Raw genomic sequence first — 20,411 nt, forward strand, 5'->3', positions numbered from 1 at the left:
TTTTACACGTTTGTGAGCCACTCAGGGCTAATTCTGGTGCCATCGGTCGTTTGCCAGTCAGCACTGATACCGATACCAGCTACCGCCACGAGCTCTTCACCGATGTAGAGCAACGGTGCATTTCGTTGCCATGGCGGAATATTGGCCTCTTGATAAAGATTTTTTAGACTTTTTCTAGGTCGCTTCGCGTCAACCTTGAATTTCTCCCCACCCTCTCTTGCCATGGTGTTGATCAAGCCCTTTTGTTTGGCCTTCTCAAAACGATCCAAGGCAATACCAGGCTTACGACTATTTGCAGGGACTTTCTTGAAAGTCCACTCGCCCCCAGATTGTTCATTTGCTTGGGTATTGATGTTTTGAGTGATGCTCAAGTGACCTCGCCACAAACGAATCAGCTGTTGGTCATGCTCCCATTGGAGTTTGCTATCTACCCTGCTTTGCTGCAACTCTTGCCACCATGCAGTTAAACGTTCTTCACTGGGGTAGCTGAGTTGTTGTTTATTCAACCATCTGCGCAGCGCATTAGACGCCCTGGCTTGGTTTGTTTTGTAGAGCCTAATGAGATTGGTTTTCGATAAACCTTCTTTAGTTTCAATCAAGCCTAAATCAATGTCGGCCAACTGATTCAAAAGCTCTTGAGCTTGCGCTAAGTGCTTCGCACTTCTGGCAAGATTTTCTGTGGCGCCCACTTGCTGTTTTTCTAGCGCAGGCAAAATAGTTTTTCTGATTGCATTGCGTCGATAAGATTCATCTTGATTACTTGGATCTTCAATCCAAGTTAAACGATGCTCTTTGGCATACGCTTCCAACTCTTGGCGACGCATGTTTAAAAATGGTCGCCAAATGTTAATGGTGGTTTCTTTCGTGTTTTTTGCTTTATTTGCTCTATTTGTTTTGTTTGTCTTAACTGGTGGCATACCAGCCAACCCCGCCACTCCAGCACCACGCATTAACTGAATTAGTACAGTTTCCGCTTGGTCATCTAAGTGGTGCGCTAAGAGCAAATCATTGATTTGATGCTTTTCGCACATCTCATAAAGTGCTTGGTATCTCAACTCTCGGGCTTGAGATTCAATATTGGAGTTTTTGTTGAGTTTGACGTTTTGGGTGTCAAAGTGACACTTCAATTTCTTGGCAATCGCTTGGCAATGTTGTTGCCATTGATTGGCTTCTTTTTGGATGCCGTGATGCACATGTAACGCGTAAACGTTGTTTGCGCCATGGGCTTTGACCGTGGCATGGAGTAATACTGTGGAATCAAGCCCACCACTAAAAGCAACCGCCAAGATAGTTGGCGGTGTTTTAGTGTTTCTTGGCTTACTTGTCTTTGGTGCTGTCTTTGAACTTACCATAGCTCATCAAGCGCTCATGGCGTCGTTCGAGCAACTCATCCACACCCATGGTTTGGAATTGTCTGAGTGAGTCTGCAAGCGCACGCTTGAGTAGCGCTGCCATACCAGCATGGTCACGATGTGCACCACCTAGTGGCTCATTAACAATTTTGTCGATCAAGCCCAATGCTTTTAAGCGGTGTGCTGTGAGCGCTAGTTGCTCAGCTGCTTCAGGCGCTTTTTCAGCTGTCTTCCAAAGAATCGATGCACAACCCTCTGGAGAGATCACTGAGTAAGTGGCAAATTGCAACATCTGCACCACGTCACCCATCGCAATCGCTAAAGCACCACCTGAACCACCCTCACCAATAATGGTGGAGATGATGGGCACTCTGAGTTCTGCTTGCACAAATAAGTTGTGGCCAATTGCCTCAGATTGATTGCGCTCTTCTGCATCAATACCTGGGAAAGCACCTGGCGTGTCAACAAATGTGAAAACTGGGATATTGAATTTTTCTGCTAAACGCATCAAGCGTTTGGCTTTTCGGTAACCTTCAGGGCGGCTCATACCAAAGTTACGCATCGCGCGCTCTTTGGTGTCACGCCCTTTTTGATGACCAATGACCATGCAAGGCATGCCATTGAATCTGGCCAAGCCACCAATGATCGATTGATCATCAGCAAAGTTTCTATCACCATGCAACTCGTGGAAGTCTGTGAAGATGTTGTTCACATAATCCATGGTGTATGGGCGTTGTGGATGACGCGCGATTTGGGCTACTTGCCATGGCGTCAAACGAGAATAAAGGTCTTTCGTGAGCAGTTGGCTCTTTTCTGAAAGCTTACCGATCTCTTCAGAAATATCTACAGCAGACTCATCTTGAACAAAACGTAACTCTTCAATTTTTTGTTCGAGTTCAGCAATAGGCTGTTCGAATTCTAGGAAAGTGATTTTCATGGGCTCTATTCTAATAGCTTGGGGCTAAGATGCCTAATATTCTAAATAGTCTATAAATATCAATGCTTTAGATTATTTGTTTTTTACTTTTTTGGTTTTTTGCTTTTGTTTTTTTATTTCTCTTTTTATTTCTCTTTTTCTTTTTACTGATGTGCCTAGTACTCAACTGGTATTGGGTCAATGCTGCGCCACATATACCAGGTAGCCACGGTTCTCCACGGTTCCCAATTAGCAGCCACTTCCCTAGCCTCATGGCGAGTGACTGGCTCACCACTGAAATAAGCCAAGGAGATGCCTTTGATCAAACCAATGTCATCCAATGGCAAGACATTGGGTCTCATCAAGTAAAAGATTAAGAACATTTCTGCTGTCCAACGACCAATGCCTCTAATGGCAGTGAGTTCCGCAATAACCGTTTCATCATCCAAGAGGTCCCACTTAGCACTGCTTAAACCACCGTTCTCAAAATGGTTGGCCAAGTCTTGCATGTACTCTACTTTGCGCTGCGATAAGCCGGCTTCTCTTAATTGAGTGGGCTCCAGTTTTAAAACTGCCTTAGCCGTGAATTTTTTTGTAAGGGCTGTGGTTCTATCCCAAACCGATTGAGCCGCCTTCACCGAGATTTGCTGTCCAACAATGGCTCTGGCCAAAGTCTGAAACGGATCACCTCGCGTAGTTAAGAACTCCGCCTTGGGATACTTGGGGATTAACTTACGCATGATGCGATCATGCTTCATTAATTCTGCACAAGCTGCCTCCCAATAGTCAGGCGCCATCATTTTTTGTGTTTCTTGTGGCGCTAATTTGGCTTGTGCCATTAGGCACGCCTCCAAAGTGTGACGCCACCTGGCTTGTCTTCTAGAACAATACCTTGGGCTAATAAGTCTTGGCGAATCTGATCAGCCTTGGCAAAGTCTTTGGCTTGCTTGGCATCTGCTCTGGCTTTGATCGCCGCTTCAATCTCTTGGGCATCACTGTTTGCTGCAGCACTGCCACCACCCGCTTGCAAGAACTCTTGTGGCGCACGTTGTAGCAAACCTAACATTTTTGATAGTTGTTTAAGTTCTCTAGCAAGGTCGCGCTTTTCATCGCCCTCTGCCTTATTGATCTCACCAGCCAACTCAAACAAGATTGCGATTGCTTCTGGCGTATTGAAGTCATCGTTCATGACTTGGGCAAAGCGAGTTCTCCAAGTACTTGGCTTACCGTAAGTCGGAATGTCTTCGACGGTTGATAGTGCGTTATACAAACGCGTTAAACCTTGCTTGGCTTCTTCTAGATGCGCATCGCTGTAGTTCAAAGGGCTGCGATAGTGTGCCTTCAAGATGAAGAATCTAACCACCTCTGGGTCAAACTCTTTGAGTACTTCACGAATGGTGAAGAAGTTACCCAAAGATTTAGACATTTTTTCTTCGTTCACGCGTACAAAACCGTTGTGCATCCAGGTGTTCACAAAAGGCTTACCAGTCTCTTCTGCAAACGCTCCTTCACTTTGAGCGATTTCGTTCTCATGGTGCGGGAACTGCAAGTCAGCACCACCTCCATGAATATCAAAGTGCGTACCCAAGAGTTGGCAACTCATCGCTGAACACTCAATGTGCCAGCCAGGTCTACCCACACCCCAAGGAGACTCCCACTTGGTATCAGCCGGCTCATCCGCCTTGGCTGACTTCCACAACACAAAGTCAAGTGGGTCTTGTTTGCTATTGGCCACCGCCACACGCTCACCAGCGCGCAAGTCATCCAAAGACTTACCCGATAGGCGCCCGTAGTTTTTGAAGTTTCTAACAGCGAAGTTCACATCACCGTCATCTGCCTGATAGGCATAGTTGTTGTTCACCAAACGCGTGATGATGTCTTGCATCTGCGGCACATACTCAGTAGCACGTGGCTCATATGTTGGGCGTTCAATCCCCAAGGCATCCGCATCTTCATGCATGGCATCAATGAAACGTTGCGTGAGTTCTTTGATGGTTTCTTTATTTTCAACAGCACGCTTGATGATTTTGTCGTCAATGTCAGTAATGTTGCGTACGTAAGTTACTTCCATGCCAGAGGCACGCAACCAACGCTGCACCATGTCAAAAACAACCATGACACGGGCATGCCCAATGTGGCAAAAGTCATATACCGTCATACCGCACACATAAAGCCTTACCTTGCCATGCTCGATGGGCTGAAAGGGTTCTTTACGGCGGGTTAAGGTATTAAATATTTGCAACATAAATAGATCAATATTCTGTAAATGTGGTGGGCATCGATAAGAAACTTACCTTCCTCGCCACGATTTGTTAGACTGACTGTCGAGTATAGCTAATTCGAGCCAATAACCCTTTTAAAATCATGTTCTCATTTCCACATCGGGCAAGCCTTATGACATTGCAGTTCAACCTCCGCTCTCATACTTTAAAGGCCGGTTTAATTAGTTTTATCTGTGTATTTAGCGCTCCTAGCTTTGCTCAAATACTCAATGCCCCAGGCACGGTTCAAAATACAACAATTGGCAATCCTCAAAAAAATAGCCGCTCTGCGATTGCTGCCAAAGCAGACCCATCACCTTTTGATGACAATCCATCAGCTGTGCAGTCTGCCCAGATGCAACCATCATTAGCAACACCATTCATCGTGTTGCAGCGCGTACCAGAGCCAAAGAACAAAAATGCTATTCCAGAAGCCATTTATAAGCTGATTAGCGATAAGAAGTTTCCGGAAGCCATCACTGCGATCGATAAAGAATTGGCCAGCAACCCAAGAAATATTCAGTTACGCTTCATCCGCTCACGTGTTGCCATCGAAATGGGCCAAATCGATATCGCTAGAAAAACCCTAGAAGAAATTACTCAACAATTTCCAGAATTGCCAGAACCGTATAACAACCTAGCAGTGCTAGAGGCTCAAAAAGGCAACTTAGAGCAAGCCAAAGACTATTTAGAGTTAGCTCTTAAGGTTCAACCTACCTTCCCTACTGCGCTTGAGAACTTAGGCGATGTGTACACCCGTTTAGCAGCACGCTCTTATGGCAAAGCCTTGCAATTAGACAAACGCTTGATTGAGAGTCGTCGCAAGATGAAGTTGGCCGAAGATATTTTGAAGTAACCGTAGTTTTAATCCCCTCATTGAATAAAGAAGGAAATAGCATGGCAAAAGTGCAACTAAAAACTAGCATGGGCGATATCACTCTCACCTTAGACGACGAGTTAGCGCCTAAATCCACTGAAAACTTTTTAGCGTATGTTCGCTCAGGACATTACGACGGCACAATTTTCCATCGCGTGATCAGTAACTTCATGGTGCAAGGTGGCGGCATGACTGCTGGCATGAAACAAAAGCCAACTAAAGCCCCCATTGATAACGAAGCTGATAACGGCTTACCTAATAAACGCGGTAGCGTTGCAATGGCAAGAACAAGCGATCCACATTCAGCAACTGCACAGTTCTTTATCAACGTGGTTGATAACGCTTTCTTGAACTTCTCTGCACCAACACCACAAGGTTGGGGTTACGCTGTGTTTGGTGAGGTGACTGAAGGCATGGATGTGGTTGATGCCATCCGCCAAGTGAAAACTGGTAGCTCAGGCTTTCATCAAGACGTACCAAAAGAAGATGTGACGATTGTTAGCGCCACTATCCTAGAAGAGTGATTCATGCACGCTAGCGCTGTTTTAATTTCTGATTTACATCTCACCCCGTCAATGCCAAGAACGGCAGAACGGTTCTTTGAGTTTTTAGAAAAAGAAGCACGCTCGCATGAAGCTTTGATTATTTTGGGCGATTTGTTTGAATATTGGGTGGGTGATGATGCCAAAGCACGCTCACCGTTTCATTTAGAAGTTGCCCAAAAAATCAAAGCACTCTCACAGCACGGCACGAAGGTGTACTTCATGCACGGCAACCGAGATTTTTTATTGGGCGAGAAATACGCTCAAAAAGCACAGATGACAATTTTGAGAGATCCTCAAGTCATCACCATTGCTAATCAAACATGGTTACTCACGCATGGTGATGCGTTGTGTACTGCAGACAGTTCTTATCAATTGTTTCGCAAGATTGTGCGCAGCAACTGGGTACAAAAATTGTTTTTAATGCTACCAACTGGTTTACGTGTGACGATTGCCAGTGGTTTACGTAGCAACAGCACCGCCAAGTACCAGCGTGCACAACGCTTTACTCCAGAAGTGGTGCACGTCAAAGGCGATGTAACCATTACCGCCACAGCAGATTTGGTAGCCATGACTGGTTGCCAACGTCTCATACACGGTCATACCCATCGTCCTGGCTACCACCAAGAAAGTCTTGGTAATGAATCTTGGCAACGCTGGGTTTTGTCTGATTGGGACTTCGATCATCCAGAAACAGTTCTACCAAAAGGTAATGCCCTCAGCATTACTGCTGAAGGCATTCGGTCACTTGATTTGGTAAGGTCTTAGTCTGTTATCAGGCTGTTATCAGACTTTAATTAGACTTTTGAGTGGTTGCGTAGCACGCTCACCATCTGACCAAAGATGCGCGGATTGGCTGCCATGATCTCACCAGTGTTCAAGTAAGACTCTTCACCAGCATAGTTACCTACCAAGCCACCAGCTTCAGTGATCAACAACGCACCTGCTGCCATATCCCAAGGTTTTAAGCCTTGCTCAAAGAAGCCGTCCAAACGACCTGCTGCCACATAAGCCAAGTCCAAAGAAGCGGCGCCCGGACGACGCAAACCAGCACACTGACGTGTCATTTGCGCAAAGATTTCTAAGTAGGCTTCAACATCTTGATCTTCACGGTACGGAAAACCTGTACCAATTAATGCTTCTGCCATTTTTGTACGACCTGCTACACGCAAACGACGATTGTTCACATAAGCACCTGCGCCACGAGTGGCTGTGAATAGTTCATCACGATTAGGGTCATACACCACGGCTTGCTGTGTTACACCATCAACTGCCAATGCAATTGATACAGCGTATTGAGGATAGCCATGAATAAAGTTAGTGGTGCCATCTAATGGATCGATGATCCAAATGTGATTAGGCTGATCTGCTGCACTAGTAGCAGTGATTTCGCCAGTTTCTTCACCTAAGAATCCATGATCAGGGAAGGCGTCTCGTAAAGTCTCGATAATGGCAGCTTCAGCTGCCTGATCAACTTCAGTGACAAAATCGTTGTGTTGTTTGCGGGTAACCTGAATACGCTCGCTATTGAGCGAAGCTCGGTTAATAATATTTCCTGCGCGACGGGCGGCCTTCACGGCCACATTAAGCATGGGGTGCATAGTATTTAAGTAACACAACGAATTGGAGAAGAGCAATGTCCAGCGATCAAGCTGTACGGCGAAAGCAGATTTTAGCCCGAAATGAGGATTTATTGGGAGTTTTGAAGCAAAACTGGCCTATCCGGTGGGTGATGATGCGTACCAGCCACCCAGGCAACGTGGGCTCAGCAGCCCGCGCCATCAAGACCATGGGCTTCTCACAACTGCATTTGGTCGAGCCTGCCTACGAGTACATGGCCAGAAAAGCCGAGGCGATTTCTCTATCAAGTGGTGCTTTTGATGTTTTAGAGGCGGCTCAAAATCAACCTTCTTTATTGGCGGCCGTGGGAGACAGTCAATTGGTGTTTGGGCTAACAGCTCGTGACCGCGAATTTGGGCCACCTGCGATTTCTTTACCTGAAGCCGTATCCATGGCTAGCAGTGCCCTACTTGGTCAAAAACCGATCTCTTTTGTGTTTGGTACCGAACGCACTGGCTTAGATAACGAAGATCTCAAGCATTGCACCCATCGCGTGTGGATTGATGCCAACCCAGAGTACCCATCTTTAAACTTGGCGCAAGCCATGATGATTGTGGCTTATTCGATGCGCCAAGGACTCATGCAAGCACTGGCGATTGACTCAAAGACCACGCAAGCAGAAATGTCTTCTCAGGTTGAATTAGCCGATCAACAAGCAATTGCTGCCATGCTAGCTCACTGGCAACAAGGCCTTGAGGCAATTGGCTATCTAGATCCTGAGAACCCTAAAAAGTTAATGCCCAGACTACAAGCGCTGTTTGCCAGAAGTGGTTTACAAAAAGAAGAAATCGATCTTTTGCGCGGGATTGCGAAACAAATGCTTCTACACGGTAAAATCGACTAATGCCTTTATTCGACCACGTTGACTCCATCATTGCCCGCGACCCTGCGGCTCGTACCCGCTTAGAAGTGATTCTCTGCTATCCAGGCTTACACGCCATTTGGTTGCACAGGATTGCGCACTTTTTATGGAATGTGGAGCTAAAGTTAATCGCCAGAATTGTTTCTCATACAGCGCGCTTTATCACCGGTATTGAAATCCACCCAGCAGTGGTGGTGGGTAAACGTGTGTTCATTGATCACGGCTTAGGTGTTGTGATTGGTGAGACCACCGTCATTGGTGATGATTGCACGATTTATCAAGGTGTTACTTTAGGCGGCACGTCTTTGTACAAAGGCACTAAACGTCACCCTACTCTTGAAGCAGGCGTGGTGGTGAGTGCTGGCGCTAAGGTATTGGGTGGCTTTACAGTGGGCGCAGGTGCTCGCATTGGATCGAATGCTGTGGTTCTAAAAGCAGTTCCTGCCGGCGCCACAGCAGTGGGCATCCCTGCTCGCATTGTTGAGACCTCAGACTCACAACACTCATTTACTGCCTACGGCATCACACCAGAAGACCTTAGCAATTAATGAGTAATCAAGTGTTGGCGGCTGATTTAGCGAAGCATACGCCAGCGATGCAGCAGTTTTTGCGCATCAAAGCAGAACACCCTAGCTCTTTGGTATTTTTTCGGATGGGTGATTTTTATGAGCTCTTCTTTGAAGACGCTGAAAAAGCTGCCCGCATCCTAGATATCACTCTCACACAACGCGGCCAATCTGCAGGCAACCCCATCAAGATGGCTGGCGTACCGTATCACGCTGCCGAGCAATATTTAGCCAAGCTAGTTAAGCATGGTGAGTCAGTAGCGATTGCTGAACAAATTGGCGACCCTGCCACTTCTAAAGGGCCTGTAGAGCGTCGTGTGGTGCGTGTGATTACGCCAGGTACAGTAACTGATTCCGCTTTGATGAGCGATCGTGAAGATGCGCCTTTATTAGCCATCGTGCCAGGCAAAAAAAATTGGGGGTTGGCATGGCTCACGATCACCAGTGGTTCACTGCGTCTTACACAATGTAGCCCCGATGAATTACCACAATACTTAGCGCGCATTGGTGCTGCAGAACTACTCTGCCCTCTTGATAGTGTGGCCACTATCAAAGAGGCTTTACGCGAATCGCATGGAGCCGATGTTCACTTAAGCGGTCAAACAATACCTGATTGGGTGTGGACACCAGATGAAGGCGAACGTCGTCTCATGGAGTTGTTCCAGATGAGCAGTCTGCAAGGTCTAGGTATTGATGATCTTGATAAATATGCCGTTGCCTTAAGTGCTGTGGCAGCCGTGTTGGCGTATGGCGCCAACACCCAAGGTTTGGGTTGGCACGGTAAATTGCCCCATATTCAACAGTGCCAAGTAGAAGACGATCAGAGTTATGTGGGCATTGATGCAGCCACGCGTCGCAATTTAGAAATCACTGAAACATTGCGCGGTGAAACAGATCCAACACTTTTCTCATTATTGGATACTTGTTCGAGTGCCATGGGTAGTCGCTTACTCAGACACTGGTTACATCACCCAATCAGAGATCAAGTGATTGTTGGTAATCGCCATGTAGCAATTGAGACCCTACTGGCTAATCCTTTTGCATTGGCAGATGTGCAACAAACATTAAAACAAGTCGCTGATGTAGAACGCATCAGCACTCGTTTAGCACTTGGCAGTGCTCGCCCAAGAGACCTCAGTAGCTTGCGAGATACTTTGGCATCTTTGCCAGCTTTAGCATCTTTATTAAGTCCATTAGGTAAGAGCAGCTCAACACTTCAAGATTTAGCGAGTGTGCTGGCTTCTCCACCGCCAGTTTTAAATTTGTTACAACAAGCAATTGCTCCAGAGCCATCAGTAGTGATCAGAGAAGGTGGCGTGATTGCGGATGGCTACAACGCTGAGCTAGATGAGTTACGTCACTTAGGTGATGACTGCGGTCAGTTTTTATTAGATTTAGAAACGCGTGAACGCGAGCGTACTGGCATTACTAATTTGCGCGTTGAATTTAATAAAGTTCATGGATTTTTCATTGAAGTAACGAATGGTCAAGCAGATAAAGTTCCTGAGGACTATCGTCGTCGTCAAACTTTAAAAAATGCTGAGCGTTACATCACCCCAGAATTGAAAGCATTTGAAGACAAAGCACTCTCAGCCAAAGAGCGTAGCTTTGCTTTAGAAAAGCAACTGTATGACGAACTCTTAGTTCAGTTACAAGCTCATGTGTTGGCTTGCCAAACCACGGCTGCAGCATTAGCTCAAATTGATGTGTTGGCAACGCTGGCTGAGAGAGCGCAAACCTTGGCTTGGACTCGTCCTCAATTGAGTGATCAAGCAGGCATCAATATCAAAGGTGGTCGTCACCCAGTAGTAGAAGGACAACTGGCTAAACGCTCAGAATCTTTTGCACCAAATGATGTGCTGTTTGATAACAGTCGTCGCATGTTGTTGATCACAGGACCCAATATGGGCGGTAAATCAACTTATATGCGTCAGATTGCCTTGATTACCCTATTGGCTTACGTAGGCTCTTATGTACCTGCTGTGTCTGCCACGATGGGGCCAGTCGACAGAATCTTTACGCGCATCGGTGCAGCAGATGACTTAGCGAGTGGTCGCTCAACCTTCATGGTTGAAATGACAGAAGCTGCAGCGATTTTGCATCGCGCCACACCTAACTCTTTGGTACTGATGGATGAGATTGGTCGTGGCACCTCTACTTTTGATGGTCTAGCTTTAGCATGGGCAATTGCTCAGCAATTACTAGCCAAGAATCGCTCTTGGACTTTATTTGCTACGCACTACCTAGAACTAGCAAGCTTGCCTGCCAAGTATCCACAATGCGCCAATGTGCATTTAAGCGCCGTTGAAAAAGGTCATGGCATTGTGTTCTTGCATACCGTGCAAGCAGGTCATGCGAATCAGAGTTATGGTTTGCAGGTGGCTCAATTAGCCGGTGTGCCACAAGAGGTGATCAAAGAAGCACGCAAACATTTGCATCGCTTAGAAGAAACAGCCAACCAAGAAAGTCATCAAGCTGATTTATTTAGTCATGCTGCAGATGAGGTCACCGCAAGTGTTGATGCAGAGTCAGAAAAAGCTGTGGCTTTCTTAAAAGAATTTGAGGCCATCCAGTTGGATAGCCTCAGTCCTAAAGAAGCACTAGATTTACTCTATCGCCTCAAAAAAGATATTGATACCTAATTAGTGTAGCGTTGGGCGATGCTCTGGTGATGCAGGCGCGCCGTCATCAATATCCAAATCGTCGTCATCATCCTCGTCTTCAACATTTAATCCAAAAGCACCTTTTGGATGTCCGTCTTCCAACTCTTCTTCAGTGGCTTCACGCACATCTGCAATCACTAACCAGAATTTAAGTGCTAAACCTGCCAAAGGATGATTGCCATCTAAGACTACTTTGTCTTCAGCCAAATCTGTCACTGTGTAGATCAATGGATCTTCATCGTCATCTTCTTCAGCCTGTGCTTGATCATCAAGTAAGCCTTCGAACTGCATGCCAACTTCTAGCGGCTCAGGAAATCTGGCGCGAGACTCAATTTTTAATAACTCAGGATCGTAGTCGCCAAACGCATCAGTTGGCTCTAGCTGAATCGTGGTCTCATAGCCCACATCATGACCATCCACCGCTTCCTCAATCTTAGGGAAGGTGCCGTCATAGCCACCATGTAGGTAAATCATCGGGCCAGCAGACTCTTCGATCAAATTATCTTGCGCGTCCGTTAAACGGTACTTCAGGGAAACAATAGTATTCTTTTGTACTTTCATAAGTGCTATTTTACGTGAGTCGACTAAATTGGGGGTTTTTTGAGTGCCAAACCCTCGCTACGCCTCACCATAACATGCCGTAACTGATATATAACCGATGCTATGAAGCCACCAATCAAAATGCTCCGCCAGCCTGCCTATCAACCCCCCTACCAACCACCTCAAGCGCCCCATCCATTGCCAATCAATGAGGCTTGGGCACTCTTGGGTGGCATGAGTCCAAAACGTTTCATGAAAGAGTACTGGCAAAAAAAGCCTCTCTTGGTTCGTGGTGCTATCCCGGCATTTAATTTAGCCAAACAATCTGGCCAAGAATTAGCCAGCCCTCTATCCATGGCCGATTTAGCCAAGTTAGCCAGTCAAAAGAATGTTGAGTCACGTTTAATACAAAGTAAGCCTTGGTCACTAGGTCATGGTCCTTTTACGCGCGATCAAATCCCCGCCTTGAACCAAAAAGATTGGACTTTATTGGTCCAGGGTGTGAATGGTCATCACCCTGCCGCTAAGACGGTGATGTCTTGGTTTAGGTTTATTCCAGAGGCACGCCTTGATGACTTGATGATCAGTATTGCAGGTCCCAATGGCGGCGTTGGTCCGCATGTGGACTCCTATGATGTGTTCCTCTTACAAATGGCCGGTCGTCGCCAGTGGAGGATTTCTAATCAAAAAGATTTAAGCCTCAAAGATGGCTTACCCCTAAAAATCTTGAAGAACTTTAAAGCCACTGATGATTGGGTTTTAGAGCCAGGCGATATGCTTTATTTACCGCCTAATATGGCTCATGATGGCATTGCCCTTGATGCAGGCTGCCAAACCTGGTCTGTGGGTTTTAGAGTGCCCACCTATAAAGAGTTAGTCAACGAGATCCTCTGGCGCACCACAGAAGCCCTAGAAAACGATCCAAAGCTCTCTAAGCTCTATACCGACCCTCATCAAGCAGCCACCCTTGATCCTGCCCTGGTTCCCGATGAATTGGTAAAAGTAATTCAAAATCAATTAAATGCCATCACCTGGAGTAAAAGTGATGTGTCTTGTACCTTGGCTGCGGTCTTGAGCGAACCCAAGCCTCAAGTGATTTTTACCCCTCCAAGCCCATCATTAAATTTTGCGGAATTTAAAAAAGCGCTAAAGAGTCATGCGCTAACACTGTCACCATTATCTAAGGCTTTGTATGACAAAGACTTTTTGTATCTCAATGGTGAAAGCATGAGTGATTCTGAGGCAGAAGATTGGGAATTTTGGTGCCATTTGGCTCAAACCCACACCCTGCCAGCCACGATGGCTAGCCGCTTGGCAGGTCTACTCGACCATGCTGATAATCCATGGTTTGAGGCATATCAATCGGGCTGGTTGGGTCTTGCGAATTGTTAGGGTAATTACTAGTATTTTCCAAAAAAATAACTATAATTCCACCTGACTTGAAAATTCTAATAATTTGAAGAGTCCGGTCTAAATCACCGTTAGATGATTAGCTAATCTTTTAAGGAAATAAAATGAAAAAATCACTAGTAATCGCTTCTTTGTTGGCAATCGCTTTGGCAGCTTGCGGTAAAAAAGAAACTCCAGCTCCAGTAGCTCCAGCTGCTGACGCTGCTGCTCCTGCAGCTCCTGCTGCTGCTCCAGCTGCTCCTGCTGCTGAACCAGCTAAGAAGTAATCCTTCTTAAGGAATAAAAAAGACCGCCTCGGCGGTCTTTTTTTTGGTCTGTGTTTTTATCTAACAGATCTTGGTGAGCTATTTACTTACCAACTTGTTGATCCAATAGCGTCAAGATTTGCACAGCAGTGTCGCCCACTTCAGGCGTACCCTTTTCATCTTGCACAACCACAGTGATGTTGCCGCTTGTATCCTTGATCACCACGCGATAACGTTTTGCTTTTTTCATCTCATCATCACTCTTACCGCTGAACATTTTGCTAAAGAAGCTTCTGTTCTCAGGTGATAGATCTTTTGAGTTAACAAAGCGCACGTAGTAGATACCTTTGCTGCGGTCACGATCTTCTACTGTGAAGTTAGAGCGATCTAGACCAACACCTACTTCACGCCAAGCTTTATCAAAGCTGCCTGCAAACTCCAAGCGTGGGCTGTTGTCTTTTTTCAAGTATGAAGCTGCAGCTGTTGTGGCTGTCTTTTTACCAACAGATGCTCTAGCTGCTTCTTCTGTGTAACCAAGACGTTGCATCAAACGAGCCAAGAACTCAGCTTCAAGCTCAGGATCATTGGCACGGTTTGTCCAAATCGTTTGTGTTTTATCAGCACCCTTTAACTCTTCAACCGCGCCACGATGCGTGATGTACACCTCAGTCTCACCTTTAGCATTGACTTCTAAGCGAGTACGGAATTTGTCACGCTCACCAGTTGAGTAGAGACCGTCAAATACTTTACCAATCGTGCGACGAATGATGTCTTGTGGAATCTTGGCGCGGTTTTCTGCCCAATCTGTTTCCATAATGCCTGTCTCTGGTGAATCACTTAACAAGATAAAACCACTCTCTTGCCAGAACTCACGCACGCTTGGGTATAAATCTTTTGCAGGTTTTGTGACCACCAACCAACGACGGTTGCCTTCACGCTCAATGCGCATACCAGACACTGCTGGCAATACTGCATCTTTACCAGTTGGCTTAGCTTTAACCGCTGTGCTGTAACCAGACAATGTAGCGCCACCATCAGGCACCACATAACGCTTATCACCACCAGTAGTTGTCATATCTGGCGGGAATGCCAAATTAGGACCTTTTTTCTCACCCGCTGACTTATAGTCAATCGTGTCGCCTGAGAATGTGCTGGTGCAACCTGACGCCAATAGACCAGTTGCTAGAACTGCCATCAATGCCAAGCTTGATTTAGTAGATGCACGACGCATAAATTTTCCTAAGCTTTCTATGTTTTATCTGTTATCTGTTATTTATTCACTACGTTTTACTTAAGCCATCAAACCAGCACCCTTGAGTGCTTGTTTTACTTGATCCTGCGCTGACTGCGCCAAAGTAGTCAATGGCAAACGAATGCCAGGACCCATTTTGCCCATTGCCTGTAAAGCCCACTTTACAGGAATCGGATTGGCTTCTACAAACATCGCCTTATGAACTGGCAATAATTTGTACTGAATCTCTCTAGCACGTGCCACATCGCCTGCCATTGATGCCACACACAACTCATGCATCAATTTAGGTGCTACGTTAGCTGTTACTGAAATGTTGCCCTTGCCACCCATCATCATGAGTAACAACGCGGTTGGATCATCACCTGAGTAAACCGCAAAGTCTTCACAACCAACTGCTTTTAAGCCAGCGATTAACTGTGTGCCACGCTCTAAGTTACCTGTTGCATCTTTGATACCAACAATGCCTGGCACTTTTGCCAAACGAATCGTGGTCTCATTAGCCATATCAGCCACTGTGCGACCTGGTACGTTGTACAAAATTACTGGCAAATCAACTTTTTCTGCAATGGTTTTGAAATGCTGATACATACCCTCTTGGGTTGGCTTGTTGTAGTAAGGCACTACCTGCAAGCTTGCATCTGCACCAACTTTTTTAGCGTACTCAGTAAGCTCAATCGCTTCACTAGTTGAGTTACCACCGGTACCAGCAATAATTGGGATACGTTTAGCTGCATGATCAACAGTTACTTTGATTAGTTCGCAGTGCTCTTCTACTGAAACAGTTGGCGATTCGCCTGTGGTTCCAACGATCACAATACCGTCAGTACCCTCAGCAATATGCCAATCAATTAACTGGCGTAAACCAGGCAAATCCAAACTACCGTCCGCGTGCATGGGCGTGACAATAGCCACCAAACTTCCAGAGATATTTTTAGCTAATTTAGTCATGGTTTGATTGTAGCGGAACAGCGCAGATTCTCTGAATACATGCAGGCTTAGGTTCGTTAATAAAACGGTCCTCAAAGGCCAAAATCTGCATATTTTCAGAAAACCCGAGCAATTCATTGGGCTTTAGTAAAAAGTCAGGGTTACTTGGCTTCCCAAATGCCTCATTACCCAAGGCAAAGGTTTCGTAGATTAAAACCCCTTGAGAATTCAACAAAGTAGGTAATTTTTTCAAAAAAGGTCGGTAGAGATAATTGGTCACCACCACCGCATCAAAGGTACCCAAATAATCCAAAGACCAGCTAGCAGACTCTAAATCAATGTTTTCTGTATGAATCGATGCTTGCTGGCTAGTGATTTGATCCAATGAGGTTTGGTCGCGATCAATGGCCACCACTTCAAAACCTTGTTGGGCTAACCACAAAGAATGGCGCCCACTGCCACAAGCGTAATCCAACACTCGCCCACCAGGAACAATCTTGGCTGCATGGGTTTGTACCCAAGCAGAAGGCCCCACAGTGATGTCAGCGTGAGAAATCGGCTTAACTGTAATCAAGTCCCATGGCCTCTCGAACATCACGCATGGTTTCTTGCGCAGTTTTACGAGCCTTGTCACAACCATCAGCAATGATGGCGCGCAATAGACTTGGGTCATCTAAGTAGGTTTGCGCTCTTTCCATCATCGGTTGCTGCTCTTTCAAGATGGCTTCAATCACAGGCTGTTTGCACTCAATGCAACCAATACCTGCGCTCTTACAGCCTTTTTCAGCCCAAGCACGAGTTTCTTCACTCGAGTAAACCGCATGTAATTGCCAAACCGGACAACGTGCTGGATCACCCACATCGGTCTTACGGATACGCGCAGGATCGGTTGGCATAGTGCGTACCTTTTTCTCGACCGAGGCAGCGTCTTCACGCAAACCAATCGTGTTGCCATAAGACTTAGACATCTTCTGACCATCTAGACCAGGCATTCTGGACTCTTGAGTCAACAAAGCTTGCGGCTCAGGCAAGATGATTTTTCTAGAACCCTCTAAGTAACCAAACAAACGTTCACGGTCACCCATCGATAAACTCTGCGCATCAGCCAATACCGCACGTGCCTGTTCTAACGCTTCTTCGTGACCTTTTTCTTGATACTCAGTTCTTAGTTCAAGGTATAACTTGGTGCGCTTGCTACCTAATTTTTTAGCAGCTTCCAATGCTTTTTCTTCAAAGCCTGGTTCACGACCGTATAAGTGGTTAAAACGACGCGCCACTTCACGCGTCATCTCAACGTGTGGCACTTGGTCTTCACCTACTGGCACATGTTGCGCACGGTAAATCAGAATATCTGCAGCTTGCAACAATGGGTAGCCCAAGAAACCATAAGTCTGCAAATCTTTTTCTTTGAGCTTTTCAATTTGATCTTTGTAGGTAGGCACACGCTCTAACCAACCCAATGGAGTACCCATAGAGAGGAGCAAAAAGAGTTCAGCGTGTTCAGGTACCTTGCTCTGAATAAACAAAGTCGCTTGAGTTGGGTCAACACCAGCAGCCAACCAGTCAATCACCATGTCCCAAACAGATTTTTCAATCACGTCAGGTGTTTCGTAGTGAGTTGTTAAGGCATGCCAGTCAGCCACAAAAAAGTAGCATGGGTATTCAGCTTGAAGCTTCAACCAATTTTTAAGAACACCGTGGTAGTGGCCTAAGTGGAGTACGCCCGTAGGACGCATACCCGATAAAACTCTCTCAGAAAACATATATCTCTTATTGAAACTCCAACCAAACAGGTTGTAATTGTGTTGGCAATTTTGGCAATGATCCTAGATCCATACGACTCTCATGTGGATCATGAAAATCAGAACCTATAGAAGCCAAAAAACCATACTTCTGCGCTACTTTAGCAAATGTTTTGTACTCATCCGGAGTATGACTGCCTGTGATGACTTCAATGCCCTTACCGCCTAGGTCTTTGAACTGACCATATAACTCATCAAACTGCAAAGAAGTAAAGTCATAACGACCTGGGTGGGCAATGATAGCTACACCCCCAGATTGGACAATCCAGGTCACTGCATCACTGAGTTTTGCCCAAGCATGACCGACAAAACCCGGTTTGCCCTCTATCAAGTAATTGGCAAATACTTCATTGGTATCTTTGCAAACACCAGAGTCCACCAAATAGCGTGCAAAGTGAGTTCTTGAAATTAATTCTGGGTTACCCACAAATTGCAAAGCACCATGGTATGCGTTAGGTATACCCACCTTGGCAAGTTGCTCTGAAATTTCTAGCGCACGATTAGATCGGCCATTTCTGGTCCGGTGTAAACCTTCAATTAAATTTGTATTGGTGTAATCAATCCCTAAACCAACAATGTGCACGGTTTTAGAAGCCCATGTCACCGATATCTCAACACCTGGGATGTATTGCATGCCAATGTCTTCAGCAGCGATCTTGGCACGCTCTTGCCCACCCACCTCGTCGTGATCAGTCAATGACCAAAGTCTGACACCATTGGCATGCGCGCGACATGCCAAAGCTTCAGGGGTCAATGTCCCATCAGATACGATCGAGTGACAATGCAAATCTGCATTGATATCGGCTGGAATTGTGCGCATATGCCCATTTTACTTGGCAATCAGGCTAAGCGCTGAAAGATTAAAAGTTGGCGTGTATTCAACCCTAATCACATGAAAAAAGGCGGCAACTTTTCCATGTCATCGTCCCTCTCACGTTTAGCAAGCTTTTTGTTTTTTGATTTTCTTCGCGCCTCTGCATCTTTTCTATCTTGTCTAATCTCCATGTATTTGGCAAAGATAGAAAAGGCTATGATGAAACCAGGAACGCATATCAATTGAATATTTTCTTTAGTAAACAATTCATTCCATATTTGGTCCATTTTTGCCCCCTTCCTTATTAGAGTTGTAACTTCCAATCAACATCAACAAAATGCTTATAATAATTATAAGAATAATGGCAGATAAATCTGAATAACCCTCTAGAAAAAATGCCAACAAAACTTCAGCAATCATGACCGAACTGATGGCTCTGACAACCGTAGCAATACCACACCATTGAATCAATCTACACCCCTTTCAAACAAAGCAGTGTAGATAACAGCAGGCACTTTGTATGTCAGCCTGTAACTGAAAATTGCATCAGAAATTTCTGATAATGGGTACTCTTATTAAGTTAAGCTGGTATCAACAATCCGTCTTGGAGCTTCTAGGTACTCCTTGGATTGCATCTCGATGATGCGAGAGACAGTGCGATGGAACTCATTGGCCATCGGACCTTCTGTGTAAAGAAGTTCAGCAGCTACTTCCGCAGAAATAATGAGCTTGACCTTGTGGTCATAAAAGACATCAATGAGCCAAGTAAAACGTCTGGCTTCACTCGCCATCTTCGGTGGCATATATGGCACTTCTGAAAGTAATACCGTGTGAAATAAATTAGATATTTCAAGATAGTCGTTTTGTGATCTAGGGCCGCCGCACAAGGTTTTAAAGTTAAACCAAGCCACGCCACCAGCACGTCTAACCGCTGTGATCTCACGGGCTTCAATATGCAAGGTTGGATCTTCTTCATCATGCGCTTCAGCCACCGTATTAAACACAGTGTCCATGATTGCAGCTGTTTCTGGTCCTAATGGCGTGTAATAAGCCTGCACCTGCTCCATCACCTTTTGGCGATAGTCAATGCCAGCATCCACGTTCATGATGTCAAGCTTCTCTTGTAGCAAGGCAATCGCTGGCAAGATACGGTCACGATGCAAACCATCTGGGTAAAGTAAGTCAGGACGATAGTTAGATGTCATGACAAACTGCACACGATTTTTAAATAATGAGTCGAGCAGTTTGTAAAGAATCATGGCATCAGCCACATCACTCACATGAAACTCATCAAAACAAATCAGACGGTATTTTTTGGCAATGTTTTTACCCAAAATTTCTAATGGGTCTGCTTTACCACGCAACTCTTGTAACTCACGATGCACTTCGCGCATGAACTCATGAAAGTGCAAGCGGGTTTTCTTTTCAACTGGCGATGCTTCATAAAAGCAATCCATCAAAAATGATTTACCGCGCCCTACTCCACCCCACATGTAAACACCACGAGGTAAATCCGGGAAGCGAACCATTTTTGCTAATTTGCCACTTCGTACTTCTTTGTATGAAAGCCACTCATCCTGACAAACTTGCAGACGATCAATCGCGGCTTTTTGTGCAGCATCGCTGCCATAGCCTCGCTTGACCAACTCTTGTTTGTAGAACTCAGTGACTTTCATGGACCTATCTGTATAAAGAATTTGGGGATCTCAAAACTATAGTTTATCGATCCCCAGATAATGGCTATTTGACTATTGATAAAGCA

The 20,411-nt window shown here is 45.6% G+C and carries 20 protein-coding genes and 1 pseudogene; 8 read left to right on the plus strand and 13 right to left on the minus strand.

Translation table 11 applies throughout. The annotated features are described in order from the left end of the window. Positions 1-2 precede the first annotated feature (2 nt). The 4 genes from tilS to cysS form a co-directional block, all read right to left on the minus strand. On the minus strand, positions 3-1,352 hold the full coding sequence (gene tilS / locus CFR83_RS07230; protein WP_088813392.1) for a tRNA lysidine(34) synthetase TilS: 1,350 nt from the start codon (positions 1,350-1,352) through the stop codon (positions 3-5). Continuing rightward, positions 1,318-2,289 (minus strand): acetyl-CoA carboxylase carboxyltransferase subunit alpha, encoded by a 972-nt coding sequence (locus CFR83_RS07235; RefSeq protein WP_088813393.1) that lies wholly within the window; start codon positions 2,287-2,289, stop codon positions 1,318-1,320. Before CFR83_RS07235 ends, tilS begins: the two co-directional genes overlap by 35 nt. Positions 2,290-2,444: 155 nt before the next feature. Further along, positions 2,445-3,107, minus strand: coding sequence for a DNA-3-methyladenine glycosylase family protein (locus tag CFR83_RS07240; RefSeq protein WP_088813394.1), 663 nt, complete (start codon positions 3,105-3,107; stop codon positions 2,445-2,447). Beyond that, positions 3,107-4,513, minus strand: coding sequence for a cysteine--tRNA ligase (gene cysS / locus CFR83_RS07245; protein ID WP_088813395.1), 1,407 nt, complete (start codon positions 4,511-4,513; stop codon positions 3,107-3,109). Before cysS ends, CFR83_RS07240 begins: the two co-directional genes overlap by 1 nt. A 149-nt stretch (positions 4,514-4,662) precedes the next feature. Here cysS and CFR83_RS07250 point away from each other — a divergent pair, with 149 nt between their 5' ends. Genes CFR83_RS07250 through CFR83_RS07260 form a run of 3 tightly spaced genes read left to right on the plus strand, consistent with a single transcriptional unit; the run spans position 4,663 to position 6,716 of the window. Then, a complete protein-coding gene (locus CFR83_RS07250) occupies positions 4,663-5,385 on the plus strand; it encodes a tetratricopeptide repeat protein (RefSeq protein WP_165765064.1) in 723 nt (240 codons plus the stop codon). Between the two features lie 41 nt (positions 5,386-5,426). Further along, complete coding sequence (locus CFR83_RS07255; protein ID WP_088813397.1) at positions 5,427-5,930, plus strand: peptidylprolyl isomerase; 504 nt, start codon at positions 5,427-5,429, stop codon at positions 5,928-5,930. A 3-nt stretch (positions 5,931-5,933) separates the two neighbouring features. Then, positions 5,934-6,716 (plus strand): UDP-2,3-diacylglucosamine diphosphatase, encoded by a 783-nt coding sequence (locus CFR83_RS07260; protein WP_088813398.1) that lies wholly within the window; start codon positions 5,934-5,936, stop codon positions 6,714-6,716. 29 nt (positions 6,717-6,745) lie between these two features. On the opposite strand, the gene CFR83_RS07265 is transcribed toward CFR83_RS07260, so the two are convergent. Further along, positions 6,746-7,549 carry an inositol monophosphatase family protein gene (locus CFR83_RS07265; protein WP_088813399.1) on the minus strand — a complete coding sequence of 268 codons (804 nt, stop codon included), beginning with the start codon at positions 7,547-7,549 and terminating at the stop codon, positions 6,746-6,748. A 35-nt stretch (positions 7,550-7,584) separates the two neighbouring features. On the opposite strand from CFR83_RS07265, the gene CFR83_RS07270 reads away from it, so the two are divergent. The 3 genes and pseudogenes from CFR83_RS07270 to mutS all read left to right on the plus strand — a co-directional run bounded on the left by CFR83_RS07270 (position 7,585) and on the right by mutS (position 11,638). Continuing rightward, positions 7,585-8,412 carry an RNA methyltransferase gene (locus CFR83_RS07270; RefSeq protein WP_088813400.1) on the plus strand — a complete coding sequence of 276 codons (828 nt, stop codon included), beginning with the start codon at positions 7,585-7,587 and terminating at the stop codon, positions 8,410-8,412. Then, positions 8,412-8,960 (plus strand): annotated as a pseudogene (gene cysE / locus CFR83_RS07275) (serine O-acetyltransferase); the annotation flags it as partial. The gene CFR83_RS07270 and the pseudogene cysE, both read left to right, overlap by 1 nt. A gap of 17 nt (positions 8,961-8,977) precedes the next feature. Beyond that, positions 8,978-11,638, plus strand: coding sequence for a DNA mismatch repair protein MutS (gene mutS, locus CFR83_RS07280; RefSeq protein ID WP_088813402.1), 2,661 nt, complete (start codon positions 8,978-8,980; stop codon positions 11,636-11,638). Here the strand turns inward: mutS and CFR83_RS07285 are convergent, their stop codons facing one another. Further along, entirely contained in the window at positions 11,639-12,220 is a 582-nt protein-coding gene (locus CFR83_RS07285) for an FKBP-type peptidyl-prolyl cis-trans isomerase (RefSeq protein WP_088813403.1), read from the minus strand. Between the two features lie 102 nt (positions 12,221-12,322). On the opposite strand from CFR83_RS07285, the gene CFR83_RS07290 reads away from it, so the two are divergent. Together CFR83_RS07290 and CFR83_RS08395 are read left to right on the plus strand one after the other, a co-directional pair. Beyond that, positions 12,323-13,591 carry a cupin domain-containing protein gene (locus CFR83_RS07290; RefSeq protein ID WP_243383413.1) on the plus strand — a complete coding sequence of 423 codons (1,269 nt, stop codon included), beginning with the start codon at positions 12,323-12,325 and terminating at the stop codon, positions 13,589-13,591. Positions 13,592-13,713: 122 nt separating this feature from the next. Next, positions 13,714-13,875 (plus strand): hypothetical protein, encoded by a 162-nt coding sequence (locus CFR83_RS08395; protein ID WP_165765065.1) that lies wholly within the window; start codon positions 13,714-13,716, stop codon positions 13,873-13,875. 82 nt (positions 13,876-13,957) lie between these two features. Here the strand turns inward: CFR83_RS08395 and bamC are convergent, their stop codons facing one another. The 7 genes from bamC to zapE form a co-directional block, all read right to left on the minus strand. Further along, the gene (bamC, locus tag CFR83_RS07295) at positions 13,958-15,085 is read right to left on the minus strand and encodes an outer membrane protein assembly factor BamC (RefSeq protein WP_088813404.1); all 1,128 of its coding nucleotides are present in this window, start codon (positions 15,083-15,085) and stop codon (positions 13,958-13,960) included. A gap of 60 nt (positions 15,086-15,145) precedes the next feature. Next, entirely contained in the window at positions 15,146-16,054 is a 909-nt protein-coding gene (dapA, locus tag CFR83_RS07300; RefSeq protein ID WP_088813405.1) for a 4-hydroxy-tetrahydrodipicolinate synthase, read from the minus strand. Then, entirely contained in the window at positions 16,047-16,607 is a 561-nt protein-coding gene (locus tag CFR83_RS07305; RefSeq protein ID WP_243383415.1) for a class I SAM-dependent methyltransferase, read from the minus strand. Before CFR83_RS07305 ends, dapA begins: the two co-directional genes overlap by 8 nt. After that, positions 16,594-17,796 (minus strand): tryptophan--tRNA ligase, encoded by a 1,203-nt coding sequence (locus CFR83_RS07310; RefSeq protein WP_088813407.1) that lies wholly within the window; start codon positions 17,794-17,796, stop codon positions 16,594-16,596. Before CFR83_RS07310 ends, CFR83_RS07305 begins: the two co-directional genes overlap by 14 nt. Positions 17,797-17,803: 7 nt before the next feature. Further along, entirely contained in the window at positions 17,804-18,655 is an 852-nt protein-coding gene (locus tag CFR83_RS07315; RefSeq protein ID WP_207758571.1) for a 3',5'-nucleoside bisphosphate phosphatase, read from the minus strand. A gap of 68 nt (positions 18,656-18,723) precedes the next feature. After that, positions 18,724-18,936, minus strand: a complete 213-nt coding sequence (locus tag CFR83_RS07320) for a hypothetical protein (RefSeq protein ID WP_088813408.1) — start codon at positions 18,934-18,936, stop codon at positions 18,724-18,726. Positions 18,937-19,224: 288 nt separating this feature from the next. Then, positions 19,225-20,325 carry a cell division protein ZapE gene (zapE, locus tag CFR83_RS07330; RefSeq protein WP_088813410.1) on the minus strand — a complete coding sequence of 367 codons (1,101 nt, stop codon included), beginning with the start codon at positions 20,323-20,325 and terminating at the stop codon, positions 19,225-19,227. Positions 20,326-20,411 lie beyond the last annotated feature (86 nt).

The organism is Polynucleobacter victoriensis, from assembly GCF_900187875.1.
Taxonomy (GTDB): domain Bacteria; phylum Pseudomonadota; class Gammaproteobacteria; order Burkholderiales; family Burkholderiaceae; genus Polynucleobacter; species Polynucleobacter victoriensis.